Annotated in this window: 15 protein-coding genes and 1 riboswitch; of the genes, 9 read left to right on the top strand and 6 right to left on the bottom strand. The window is 31.9% G+C overall.

The annotated features are described in order from the left end of the window. Nucleotides 1–481 precede the first annotated feature (481 nt). Both menE and menC read left to right on the top strand, forming a co-directional pair. Nucleotides 482–1876 (top strand): o-succinylbenzoate--CoA ligase, encoded by a 1395-nt coding sequence (gene menE / locus F1592_RS10205; RefSeq protein WP_053016810.1) that lies wholly within the window; start codon nucleotides 482–484, stop codon nucleotides 1874–1876. A gap of 1 nt (nucleotide 1877) precedes the next feature. Further along, the gene (gene menC, locus F1592_RS10200; protein WP_149809735.1) at nucleotides 1878–2885 is read left to right on the top strand and encodes an o-succinylbenzoate synthase; all 1008 of its coding nucleotides are present in this window, start codon (nucleotides 1878–1880) and stop codon (nucleotides 2883–2885) included. Here menC and yidD read toward each other — a convergent pair. Beyond that, nucleotides 2882–3124, bottom strand: coding sequence for a membrane protein insertion efficiency factor YidD (gene yidD, locus F1592_RS10195; RefSeq protein ID WP_053016806.1), 243 nt, complete (start codon nucleotides 3122–3124; stop codon nucleotides 2882–2884). The genes menC and yidD overlap by 4 nt on opposite strands. Nucleotides 3125–3190: 66 nt before the next feature. On the opposite strand from yidD, the gene ytkD reads away from it, so the two are divergent. Continuing rightward, on the top strand, nucleotides 3191–3664 hold the full coding sequence (gene ytkD / locus F1592_RS10190; protein WP_053016805.1) for an RNA deprotection pyrophosphohydrolase: 474 nt from the start codon (nucleotides 3191–3193) through the stop codon (nucleotides 3662–3664). Continuing rightward, nucleotides 3645–4415 carry an alpha/beta hydrolase family protein gene (locus F1592_RS10185; protein WP_149809736.1) on the top strand — a complete coding sequence of 257 codons (771 nt, stop codon included), beginning with the start codon at nucleotides 3645–3647 and terminating at the stop codon, nucleotides 4413–4415. The genes ytkD and F1592_RS10185 overlap by 20 nt, the downstream gene beginning before the upstream one ends. A gap of 64 nt (nucleotides 4416–4479) precedes the next feature. On the opposite strand, the gene pckA is transcribed toward F1592_RS10185, so the two are convergent. After that, nucleotides 4480–6072 carry a phosphoenolpyruvate carboxykinase (ATP) gene (gene pckA / locus F1592_RS10180; RefSeq protein WP_053016801.1) on the bottom strand — a complete coding sequence of 531 codons (1593 nt, stop codon included), beginning with the start codon at nucleotides 6070–6072 and terminating at the stop codon, nucleotides 4480–4482. 165 nt (nucleotides 6073–6237) lie between these two features. Then, a riboswitch (SAM riboswitch) is annotated at nucleotides 6238–6349 on the top strand. A gap of 115 nt (nucleotides 6350–6464) precedes the next feature. Here pckA and metK point away from each other — a divergent pair. From metK to F1592_RS10165, 3 genes are all read left to right on the top strand, one after another. After that, nucleotides 6465–7661, top strand: a complete 1197-nt coding sequence (gene metK, locus F1592_RS10175; protein ID WP_037538587.1) for a methionine adenosyltransferase — start codon at nucleotides 6465–6467, stop codon at nucleotides 7659–7661. A 93-nt stretch (nucleotides 7662–7754) separates the two neighbouring features. Continuing rightward, a complete protein-coding gene (locus F1592_RS10170; RefSeq protein ID WP_037538584.1) occupies nucleotides 7755–8663 on the top strand; it encodes a hypothetical protein in 909 nt (302 codons plus the stop codon). Nucleotides 8664–8811: 148 nt separating this feature from the next. Beyond that, nucleotides 8812–9648 carry an aldo/keto reductase gene (locus F1592_RS10165; protein WP_149809737.1) on the top strand — a complete coding sequence of 279 codons (837 nt, stop codon included), beginning with the start codon at nucleotides 8812–8814 and terminating at the stop codon, nucleotides 9646–9648. 72 nt (nucleotides 9649–9720) lie between these two features. On the opposite strand, the gene F1592_RS10160 is transcribed toward F1592_RS10165, so the two are convergent. The 3 genes from F1592_RS10160 to F1592_RS10150 form a co-directional block, all read right to left on the bottom strand. Next, nucleotides 9721–10074, bottom strand: a complete 354-nt coding sequence (locus F1592_RS10160; RefSeq protein ID WP_053016797.1) for a fluoride efflux transporter FluC — start codon at nucleotides 10072–10074, stop codon at nucleotides 9721–9723. Then, a complete protein-coding gene (gene crcB / locus F1592_RS10155; RefSeq protein WP_053016795.1) occupies nucleotides 10071–10436 on the bottom strand; it encodes a fluoride efflux transporter CrcB in 366 nt (121 codons plus the stop codon). The genes F1592_RS10160 and crcB overlap by 4 nt, the downstream gene beginning before the upstream one ends. Nucleotides 10437–10526: 90 nt before the next feature. Then, nucleotides 10527–10832 (bottom strand): hypothetical protein, encoded by a 306-nt coding sequence (locus F1592_RS10150; protein ID WP_037536945.1) that lies wholly within the window; start codon nucleotides 10830–10832, stop codon nucleotides 10527–10529. Between the two features lie 263 nt (nucleotides 10833–11095). Here F1592_RS10150 and F1592_RS10145 point away from each other — a divergent pair, with 263 nt between their 5' ends. Continuing rightward, on the top strand, nucleotides 11096–11809 hold the full coding sequence (locus F1592_RS10145; RefSeq protein WP_149809738.1) for a transaldolase: 714 nt from the start codon (nucleotides 11096–11098) through the stop codon (nucleotides 11807–11809). 228 nt (nucleotides 11810–12037) lie between these two features. Further along, the gene (locus F1592_RS10140; protein ID WP_053016791.1) at nucleotides 12038–12508 is read left to right on the top strand and encodes a hypothetical protein; all 471 of its coding nucleotides are present in this window, start codon (nucleotides 12038–12040) and stop codon (nucleotides 12506–12508) included. On the opposite strand, the gene F1592_RS10135 is transcribed toward F1592_RS10140, so the two are convergent. Continuing rightward, the coding region (locus tag F1592_RS10135; protein WP_149809739.1) for a competence protein ComK at nucleotides 12492–12837 on the bottom strand (346 nt) is incomplete at its 5' end. The genes F1592_RS10140 and F1592_RS10135 overlap by 17 nt on opposite strands.

Genomic DNA, 12837 nt, shown 5'->3' with positions numbered 1-12837 from the left:
CCAATTTATTATAGAGCCCTTTTATATCAAATTAAAAATACTGATAGATTTAAAAAATTGAATATCTTTAAGTTACAATCATGATCGCATTATTCAATTATCGATTGAAGGTGAAATGGAAGAATTAGTGGATAAAATTTATGTTGATTTTATTATATAAAAATATTATAATATATTTAGGTCAACGACAATGCGTGGAGCTTATAAAACGAAATACATTGAAACCAGTAGCCAGCCTACTATGAGGCTAGGCAATAATTGAATATCATAGCTTATCAGAGTTTGAAGTGGTAATCATCACTTTAAACTCTTTTTTAATTTAAAAAATATAGCTAATTCATTATTTAATAATTGAAATTTTCCAAAATGTCAATTTGTAATAAGCTAATATCATTGAAATATGCTGCTTCTTAAACACAACCAATGCTAACTAACTCAAATATCGTTATAATTATAATGTATGTATATGGAGGAATGAAAAGTGGATTTTTGGTTAAAAGAGCAAAGTATTAAAAATAGAGATAAGATAGCAGTTACAGATGGAAATCATTCTATAACATTTAAAGAATTATATGATAAAGCACTTTCAATTTCAGAACATATAGTTTCTTTGAATTTGAATAGAGTAGGATTGTACATTAAGAATGATATTGAGTCTATTACGCTTATAAACGCGTGTTGGTTAGCTAATGTTGAAATAGCAATGTTAAACACACGATTAACAGAAACTGAAATGATAAATCAAATGAATTCCATTAATATTACAACTATATTTACGACGCAACCTTTTCATTTGTCGCATTTCAATGTGATACATTTATCTGAATTAGAACAATATCCAAGTCATACCAATGACGAAACATTTAATGATGAACATATTGCATCAATCATGTTTACATCAGGTACGACAGGGCCTCAAAAAGCAGTACCACAAACATTTAAAAATCATTATGCAAGTGCGATTGGTTGTAAAAAAAGTTTAGGATATGATGAAACCACTAAATGGTTATCTGTTTTACCGATATATCATATTTCAGGGCTCAGTGTGTTGTTACGTTCTATAATCGAGGGTTTTACGGTACGTATACTGGAAAAATATAATACGCAAACGATGTTAGCGATTATTAAAGAAGAAAGACCTACACATGTATCTTTAGTGCCACAAACACTTAAATGGCTTATGGATGCAGGATTAAATCAGCCTTTCTCACTTGAAAAAATCCTACTTGGAGGCGCCAAATTGTCATCTACATTAATTGATGAAGCGCTAAATGATCAGTTGCCGATATACAATTCATTTGGAATGACAGAAACGTGTTCTCAATTTCTAACTGCTACACCCGAGATGCTTGCACAACGGTATGATACTGTTGGCAAACCAAGCGAAAACGTTAATGTACGTATTAAACATCCAAATAGTGAAGGTCATGGCGAACTTCTCATAAAAGGGAACAATGTAATGAACGGTTATTTATATCCAACAGGGTTGAGCGATACTTTTGAGGATGGATACTTTAAGACTGGTGATATAGCAGAAATTGATGAGGAAGGATTTGTGATGGTTTATGATCGTCGCAAAGATTTGATCATAAGTGGTGGGGAAAATATTTATCCTTATGAGATTGAAACAATTGCTAAAACACACTCAGATATTAATGACGCTGTATGTGTAGCGCAAGAGGATGCGACATGGGGTCAAATACCAGTACTATATTATGTTTCAGATGATACAATTCCAGAAATAGAATTAACTAAATATTTGAAAACGTATTTGGCAAAATATAAAGTACCCAAAGCCTTTCATCAGGTTGAAAGTTTACCATACACTTCTACAGGTAAATTACAACGCAACAAAATGATTAATAAAGGACAATAATATGAAGATTAAAGCAGTAAATTTTTATCTTTACAATCACGAATTTAAAAATCCAATTGTAACTCCTAAAGTTAAAATGACGCATCGTAAAGCGCTTATTGTTGAATTTTTAAGTGATGATGATCAATCTTATTACGGTGAATGTAATGCGTTTGAATCAGATTGGTATGCCGCAGAGACGATTGATACAGTTAAAGAAACACTTTCTCAATGGGCGGAAAGCGTCATACATAAGTCATTTCATGTATATGAAGATTGGAAACCATATTTAGATATACTTGACAATTATCCCACAGCGAGAAGTACTGTAGTTATGGCGATTTATCAGATGTATCATGATTTACGGAAGTTTAAAGTAGCATATGGTGCAACGATAAGTGGCTTAAGTACACAACAACTTGAGTATTTAAAACAAACTCAACCCACACGTATAAAGTTGAAATGGACAGGTCAACTGAATGATGACATCACACTTTTAGATGACATATTGCGTTATGATTTTGAATTAGCATTAGATGCTAATGAGTCACTCGATGTTTCTGATTTTCAAAAACTAGAATCTATAAATGACCAAAATATACTTTATATAGAAGAACCATTTAAATCGTTGTCTTCAACTTTAAACATTAATCATACGCAATACCCTGCAATTGCAATTGATGAAAAAGCTACTGATATCAATAGTATTATCTCAATTGTTAACCAATTCCCGGTTAAAGTAGTGATTGTTAAACCATTTAGAGTGGGTGGACTTGATAGAGTACAATCATTGATTCGTGAATTGAAATCAATTGATATTAAAGTGGTTATAGGTGGAATGTACGAATATGGACTAAGTCGTTACTTTACTGCATTATTAGCTCGAGAGGGTGATTATCCTGGGGATGTAACCCCAGATGGTTATTATTTTACTGACGATTTCACGCAAGGTGTCGGTAAATTAAAAGAGGGGATGATTTCATTTCACCCCCCTCAAATCGATAAATCAAAATTACTTAAATTAAATTAGTGTCTATGTTTATGTTTATCCTTTTTTAAAGGAACTGGATCAAACCCACCTTTATGTAGTGGATGACATTTAAGAATGCGACGTATTCCCATGTAGCCGCCTTTGAGTGGGCCGTAAACTTCAATCGCTTCTCGTGTATATTCTGAACACGTAGGATAAAATCGGCATGTGGGTGGTGTTATAGGTGAAATATAGCGTTGATATATATGGATTATTCCAAGAAATAATTTTTTTAACATTATAGGCCTCCAACAAGTAATACGATTATAAATAAGTTTAACATATTGAAGGGAGTAGTATGGAACATGGAGTTTCTAGATAAAGATAATAGACGTGTCACAATGTATTACAAAACTAACAACGACCATCCAGATGGTAATCATGTTTTAGCTATTCCGTTATATCAGAGTCAGTTACTATTTACCCAACATAAATTACGTGGCATAGAGTTCCCGGGTGGTAAGGTTGAAAAAGGAGAAGAAAGCATACAAGCTATCAAGAGAGAGCTTTTTGAAGAAACAGGAGGCATACCTGAAACGATAGATTATATTGCTCAATATCAGGTTCATACATTCGATAACTCAATTTTCAAAAAAGATGTATATATCGTGAAGATTAAATCATTAAAAGAGAAAAGTGATTATTTAGAAACGAGAGGGCCATTATTATTTGATAATATTAATTCCATTCCATTAGATAAACAAAGTTATTTAATACAAGATAATGCAATTCTTAAATGTGTCGAGAGGATGATAGAACTTGGATATTATCGCGACTAAAAAAATGCCTATAGCATCAAGAACGCATCAATTTGATGAAATTACTTATAAAGTTGATGGCTTAAAAGTAAAAGCATTACAGATGTGTCCTTTAACGAAGACAGTAAAAAGAATCGTAGTATATTTGCGAGGAGGTAAGGGACAAGTCGGACGTGTACGTGCAGCAAGACTAATGCAGTTTGCAAATGATAATACCTTAGTTGTAGGTCCTTATTATAGAGGAAGTAATGGAAGTGAAGGTAGAGATGAGTTTGCTAACGCTGATTTAAAAGATGTTACCTATCTCATAAAGATACTTAAAAAACGATTTCCTAATGCATATATACACATGATTGGTTTTTCAAGAGGTGGAATACAAGGACTACTTACCTATCAAGATTACCCAGTCGATAGTTACATCATCTGGGGTGGTGTATCAAGCATGCACTTGATGTATGAAGAACGTGCTGATTTAAGAGGGATGTTGCGTCGAATGGTAGGACATCCTTCCAAAAATAAAGAATCTTATGATCAAAGAGATGCGATAAAACTTATTGATTCTAATAGTCCACCAATTTTAATCGTTCATGGTGGCAAGGATAAACAAGTAGGTATTCATCATGCCTATTACTTAGAAGAACAATTGAAATTAAAAGGTGTTGTTCATGATACATTTTATCAACTTAATGAAGGGCATGTACCTAGACCACAAGCAATGAAATTAGCGCTCGATTATGTGCATCAATGGATGACGAAATGTGAAGAAATATAATAAGACAACGTATAAGGGTTCAGTACAGTATGCCTTATACGTTGTCTTTTTAATAAATATTTAATTATTTGTTAAAGCCACCAGTGTTAGCAATTTCTTCAACTTCTGGACCGAATTTTTTGAAGTTTTCTTCAAAACGTTGGATTAAGTCATCCGCTTGAGCGCGATATTTATCAGAATCACTCCAAGCATTAATTGGATTAAGTATTGTTTTTGGAACATCTTCCATTTCAGTAGGAATACTTAAACCGAATTTCTCATCTTTTGTAAACTCTGCATTTTTCAATTTACCTTTAATTGCTTGATCTACCATATAACGAGTGTAATGTAGACTAATACGTCTACCTACGCCGTATTTACCACCAGTCCAGCCAGTGTTAACTAAGTATACATCAACATCATGTTTATCTATTAGCTCACCTAATAAATCTGCATATTTAATAGGGTTAAGTGGTAAGAAAGGTGCACCAAAACAAGTTGAGAATGATGGTTCTGGTTCAGTAACGCCACGCTCAGTTCCAGCTAATTTAGAAGTGAAACCACTTAAGAAATGGTACATCGCTTGAGATTTAGTTAATTTAGCAATAGGTGGAAGTACACCAAATGCGTCAGCAGTTAAGAAAATTATTGTATTAGGATGTGCTGCTTTAGATGGTAATACAATATTATCAATGTGATGAATTGGATAAGCAGCACGTGTATTTTCAGTATATGAATTATCATCGAAATCAACAACACCACGCTCGTTAACCACAGTATTCTCTAATATAGTACCGTATTGAATCGCGTTATAAATTTGAGGTTCTTTTTCTTTAGAAAGGTTGATTGCTTTTGCGTAACAACCGCCTTCAATATTGAAAATACCATTTTTATTCCAACCGTGTTCATCATCACCAATCAATTTTCTATCCGGTGCTGCTGATAAAGTTGTTTTACCTGTACCTGATAATCCGAAGAATAAAGCTACGTCTCCTTTATCTCCAACATTCGCAGAACAATGCATACTCATAATATCTTGCATTGGAAGCAAATAGTTCATTACTGAGAAGATACCTTTTTTCATTTCACCAGCATACTCTGTACCACCAATTAAAATGGTTTTATGTTTGAATGAAATAATAACAAAAGTTTCAGATTTAGTTCCATCAACTTCAGGATCAGCTTTAAAGTGAGGTGCTGAAACAATTGTGAAGTTAGGTTTTATATTACTAGCTTCTTCTTTAGAATCTGGGCGGATAAACATGTTTTGAGCAAAAAGGTTGTGCCATGCAAGTTCGTTGATAACTGTAAGTTTTAATTGTGTGTCTTTGTCACTACCTGCATAACCATTAAAAACGTAAAGTTCGTCTTTTTTATCAAGATAGTCTAAAACTTTAGAGTAAAGATTTAAGAAAGTTTCTTCATCGATAGGTTGATTGATATCTCCCCAATGAATATTATCTTTATAAGAAGGTTCTGTAACAATGAATTTATCTTTAGGTGAACGTCCAGTGTATTTGCCAGTGCTCGCATTGATAGCACCAAGTTCAGTTAATTCTCCTTCATTATTATTCATAATTTTGTAATAAAGTTGAGTTGTTGAAAGCTGAAAAAGAGAGCTTTCTTTTTCCAATAATTTTTTTATTTTAGGTGTTTCGCCGTATGTATCTACTGACATACCCAATCCCTCCAGCGTGTGTTATAAAAATTCAATATTGTAAGCCTTTACATGAAAATAGTATAACATAATGCCGTAATTATTCCACCTGGAAAAGACAAAAAAACATGTAAAAACAAAATTGACATTAATAAATGAATTAGGTAGTATAGTTCTTAACGGATTCTCTTATCCTGAGTGGTGGAGGGACATGGACCCAATGAAACCCAGCAACCTCTTTTTTTAAAAGAAAGGTGCCAAACCGTTTGCAGACATATACTCGTCTGAACGATAAGAGCGAATGGACGTTTAAGAGCCTTCTCTCTGTCTTGAATAGTGAAGAAGGCTCTTTTATTTTTGAGCTCACATTTAAAAGAGAATTTTCGTAAATATAGTTATAAAAGGAGCAAATCATGACTTACAATAAACGTTTATTTACTTCAGAATCAGTGACAGAAGGACATCCAGATAAGATTGCTGACCAAGTATCTGATGCCATTTTAGATGAAATCTTAAAAGATGACCCTAATGCACGTGTTGCTTGTGAAACTACTGTAACAACTGGAATGGCTCTAATTTCAGGTGAAATATCTACATCAACATATGTAGATATCCCTAAAGTTGTAAGAGAAACAATTAAAGGTATTGGCTATACTCGTGCTAAATATGGTTATGATTACCAAACTATGGCAGTTTTAACTGCAATCGATGAGCAGTCACCTGATATTGCACAAGGTGTTGACAAAGCACTTGAATACAGAAATGATATTTCAGAAGAAGAGATTGAAGCTACTGGTGCCGGTGACCAAGGTTTAATGTTCGGATATGCTACAAATGAAACAGAAACATATATGCCTTTACCTATCTTTTTATCTCATCAATTAGCTAAACGTTTATCTGATGTACGTAAAGATGGAATTTTAGACTACTTAAGACCGGACGGTAAAGTTCAAGTAACAGTTGAATACGATGAATCAGATAAACCTAAGCGTATTGACACGATTGTAGTATCATCTCAACATGCGGATGACATTGAGTTAGAACAAATTCAAAGTGACATTAAAGAACATGTTATATACCCAACAGTTCCTGAAGGATTAATTGATAATGAAACGAAATTCTTTATCAATCCAACTGGAAGATTTGTTATCGGTGGACCTCAAGGTGATGCTGGATTAACAGGACGTAAAATCATTGTTGATACTTATGGTGGTTATGCACGTCATGGAGGAGGTTGCTTTAGTGGTAAAGACCCAACTAAAGTAGACCGATCAGCAGCTTATGCGGCAAGATATGTAGCTAAAAATATTGTTGCTGCAGGACTAGCAGACCAATGTGAAGTACAACTTGCTTATGCTATTGGCGTGGCTGAACCAGTTTCAATTTCAATTGATACATTTAAAACGGGCAAAGTTTCAGAAGCTCAACTTGTTGAAGCTGTTAGAGCTAACTTTGATTTACGTCCAGCAGGTATCATTAAAATGTTAGATTTAAAGCATCCTATATACAAACAAACTGCTGCTTATGGTCACTTTGGTAGAACAGATGTATTGTTACCATGGGAGAAATTAGATAAAGTCAATGTATTAAAAGATGCTGTTCAAGCTTAATAAACGCTTTAAATAATATAAAGAAATTGTCGAAATTATAGATAGTTTCCATTATAATTAGATTTACTGATAGATTAAAGGAGCGTTGATTTAATGAATTCATTTGGACCAATCGAAATTGGTTTAATCGTAGCAATTGTAGTTGCAATTATTTGTTTAATATTATTCTTAGTTACACTTAAAAGTAAAAATAATATTAAACAGAAAACAAAAGAAGAATACGACTTAAAAGAAAAGCAAATGAAAGCGTCACATGACGAAGCCCTAGAGAAAGAACGCATACAAAATAAAAAGCAAGTTACTAAACAAAAAGAAGATTTTGATGCAACTGTAAGCGGTAAAGATCGTGAAATTGATGCATTGAAACTATTCTCAAAAAACAAAAGTGAATATGTTACAGATATGCGCTTAATTGGAATTAGAGATCGTTTAGTGAAAGAAAAACGTATTAGACCTGAAGATATGCATATAATGGCAAACATCTTCTTACCAAGTAATGAATTCAATGATATTGAACGCATTAGTCACCTTGTACTTACGCGTACAGGTCTATATATTATAGATTCTCAACTATTAAAAGGGCATGTTTATCAAGGTATAAGTGGTAAGCAATTTAACGAATTGCCTATGATGGAACAAGTATTTAGTACTTTAGATTTAGATGCTAAGTCACCTCAAACACTAGTACTCGATCAAAATGAAGATAAATCTTCATTGTCATTCGTTAATTACTCAGATCAACTTACTTCAATTGAAAAGTTAGCGTCAGACTTGCAAACACAATTAGGTGCTAAATATACGCCAACTGCGATTTTATACTTTAATCCTAAACACGATGGAGACGTAACGATTTCAAATTATGCACAAAGTTCAAGTGTTAAAGTTCTAGTGGGACCTGATCAATTAGATGAGTTCTTTAATAAGTTTGTATTCCATGGGCGTATTCAATATAACGTAGATGAATTACAAAATGTTATGGATAAAATTGAATCATTTAATTAGTATTAATCCGAGATATGGTTATATCTCGGATTTTTTTATTTTGAGGAGAAGCTTATTAAAATAATAAACTAATATTAAAGTTTTCAATATGGACAATTTTGGGAATAGAGTAGTAATTATTAAAATATAAAGAAAAGAGGTTTCTTTTATGGAAACAATTGAATTTTATAATGGTCACACAATGCCTAAAGTTGGAATTGGTACCTTTAGAGTAGAAAATAATGATAAATGTAAGGAAGCAGTTAAGCATGCAATTGTCTCAGGTTATCGTAGTATTGATACAGCTAAAGTATATGGTAATGAAGAACAAGTTGGTTTAGGCATTAAAGAAGGTCTGGAAGCTACTGGGTTAGAACGTAAAGATTTATTCATTACATCAAAACTATATTTTGAAAATTTTGGGCGTGAAAATGTTGCAAATGCTTATGAAACAAGTATCAATAAATTAGGACTAGATTATTTAGATTTATATCTTGTTCATTGGCCTGGTACAAATGAAGCAATAATGATTGATACATGGAAAGGTATGGAAGATTTATATAAAGATGATAAGGTTAAAAATATTGGTGTAAGTAACTTCAATGCAGAACACTTTGAAGCATTATTAGCTCAAGTTTCTATTAAGCCAGTTATCAACCAAGTAGAATTTCATCCAAATTTTACTCAAAATAAACTACGTAAATATTTAGAAGTACAAAATATCCATATGGAGTCATGGTCACCATTTATGAATGCCCAAATCTTAGATGATGAAACACTTAATCAAATTGGTAAAGAAATTAATAAATCGGCAGCACAAGTCGTCATTCGTTGGAACATGCAACATGGTGTCATCGTAATTCCTAAATCAGTTACACCTCAAAGAATAGAGGAAAATATTAATGTTTTTGATTTCGAACTAACAGATGAACAAATGGAACGAATTGATTCTCTAAACAAAGATCAACGCATTGGTCCTGATCCAGCAACATTTGAGGGACATTAATAAAAATGTGAAAATATAAAAATACACTTCATAGTTGCAAGATTTAATCTTAAAACTATGAAGTGTATTTATTTATATCGAATAACCAATAAAGCATGAGATAAAACCTATTACAAATTGTAAAATAGAATAACTAAAAAATTGAACAGGTTTAAAACTTGGCGAAATAAATTGGACGAGTTCATAAGACATAGTTGAAAAGGTTGTTAACCCTCCAAGGACGCCAGTTATAAAAAACAGTGAAAATAATTGATAATCTTGAGCTATCCCAAATACGAAGCCAATTAAGAAACTACCAACGAGATTGACTATTAAAGTTGCAATCGGTATAGGTGACGATGTTTTACTTTTAAAGACATCTGTTAACCAAGCTCTGATAACAGCACCAATGCCACCACCTACCATAATAAGTAGTATATGTATCATGTAGGTTGCCCACCTAATTTAACACCTAACCAGCAGAAAAGAATGCCTCCTATATAACTGGTTAAGCCATAGATAAAGAGCAAAGCGATACTATTATTTTGTGACATTGTAACTAACTCAAATTGGAAGGTTGAAAAGGTAGTTAAAGCACCTAGTAGTCCCGTTGTGACACCTTTTTTAATTAGTGGGTTGTTTTTAAAAAATTGAATGGATAACGAAGATAAATATCCCATTAAAAATGCACCCACAATATTCGCAATTAATGTACCGAGTGGTAATCCAGAATCGGCATTAAGAGTTGATAAGACATATCTTAATAATGCTCCAAATAAGCCCCCAATAAACACAAATAAATATTGCATTTTGTCACACCTATTCATTATTTTTATTACGTTAAACACTAATCATTAATTTTTATTAATTAGTAAGTTAGTTCTGGCATTTGAAAAATTTTACGACAATATACCAAATGTCTTAATTGAGGCATAGATATGGAATAAAATCACCAATAAAATGATTATTGGCAAAATTTTACTCGCAATTCTTATCCATCCTTGTTTATCACCTAAATGTTTAATTGCTTTATCTGAAAATATAATAGAAGCAATTAATATAATTACATTAATGATACTACACGCAATAAGTAAATATTTAACAGAAGTAATTTGCTGACTTAATAGCGGGTTGAATGTATTAAAATAAAAACTTATGATGAGTAAAATTATTGAGATATAGAAGTATTTTTTTGGCTTAGACATAATGTTCCTCCTACCTAATATCATCTAATCATATTACCATATTTTAATTAACATTTAATAGTGACTAGTGAATTTGATAATTAATTTTGTTAAAAAGCAAAACATTCGCCAAGTGTTTCTAAGAATGATATAAATAATTTATAAATATTTTATTGATGCGGAATAGTCTGATCATCATATGAAAAGAAGCATATACATATAAGAAATCTATTGTGATGTAATTTAACTATCATCGTAATCGAACTTAAAGGAGGAAGAATGAAATGGCAAAATTAAATGTCGAAGTATTTGCAGATGGCGCAGATATTGAACAAATGAAAGTAGCATATAAAAATAAAGAGGTAGACGGTTTCACTACTAATCCTAGCTTAATGGCTAAAGCAGGTGTAACAGATTATAAATCATTCGCTGAAGAAGCGGTTAAAGAAATTCCAGACGCATCTATTTCATTTGAAGTATTCGCTGATGATTTAGAAACTATGGAAAAAGAAGCTGAAATATTAAAACAATATGGTGATAATGTTTTTGTTAAAATTCCAGTTGTGAATACTAAAGGCGAATCAACAATTCCGTTAATAAAAAAATTATCAGCTGACAATGTGCGTTTAAATGTTACTGCAGTGTACACTATTGAGCAAGTAAAAGAAATTACTGAAGCGGTAACTGAAGGAGTACCTACATATATTTCAGTATTTGCGGGTAGAATAGCAGATACTGGTGTTGATCCATTACCTTTGATGAAAGAATCAGTAGATGTGGCGCATAGTAAAGAAGGCGTTAAATTATTATGGGCAAGTTGTCGTGAACTATTTAATGTTATTCAAGCAGATGAAATTGGTGCCGACATTATTACATGTCCAGCAGATGTAGTTAATAAAGTAAATACTAATTTAGGTCGAGATATTAATGAATTATCAGTTGATACTGTAAAAGGTTTCGCTAAGGATATTCAAAGCTCAGGTTTATCAATTCTTTAAAATTTAAAAATTAAAAATAACTCCGTTCTATAAGATATTGATTAGAACTTCTACATACAATTAACATTTTCATGTCTGTGTGTAGTGTGTAGATTCTCTAAATCAACCTCTTTCATATAGAAACGGAGCATTTTTATATAATAAAGCTTTAGATCTTTAACTTGTAAGTAAATGAGAACTTCGCTAAAATTTAAAAGAAATAATACTAGAAGGAGATAACCACATAGTATGAAACATACAGAATTTGAAGAGAAAGTTAAAAAGCAATTGTGGTTTTTAAATAAAAAGGAAAAAAAGCTATTACAAAATAATTTAACGCATTACCATAATGAGGTTGAGGATAATGAAGGGGATATTCAGTCAAAGAAATATCGCAAACCAATTCAGTACGCAAATCAATTTTTAAAAAATAATATATTTAAACAAAAAGAAGTAGCAAGTACCACATTGTTATTTTTACTAATAGGAATGGTACTCATTTATGCTTTCTTGCTAGGGTTATTTTTAACAGGGTTTATTACAAGTCTTACTGCAGTGAATTATTTTATAAATCCACAAGTTTCAATGCCAGTTATAAATGTGATCCTAATTTTAATAGGTGCAGTACTTCTTGCAATCGTAAGTTTATTACTCATTAAATCAGTTACTGCATTTTTTACAAAAAAATTATTAGAATATAAATTTAATAAATCTGCATAGTTTTTTGTACTAAATGATACAATAATGTACTTTCTTGCCATTTTTTATAAATTAATGAATAGGGTTCATCAACGCGTAATTGGATATTATTTTCAAAAGTAATGATGACGCCATTTGTAGTAGAAGTTAATCCAATAATTGTTAATGCGTTGATGTAAGTTTGTAAAGGTGCACGTTGATGTTTTATAGGGAAGAGGACAACTTTGTCAGATATATATAAAGGTACTAATTTATTAATTGCTAATAATCGTTTTGCCAACTTTAGCCTTTGCAAATACGATTGATTATGCTGTTCGAAATAATAAATTAGGGCTCTATAATAAATTGGA

This window comes from Staphylococcus sp. GDX7P312P (assembly GCF_008385775.1).
GTDB lineage: Bacteria > Bacillota > Bacilli > Staphylococcales > Staphylococcaceae > Staphylococcus > Staphylococcus haemolyticus.
This window is presented reverse-complemented; position numbering and strand designations above follow the sequence as displayed.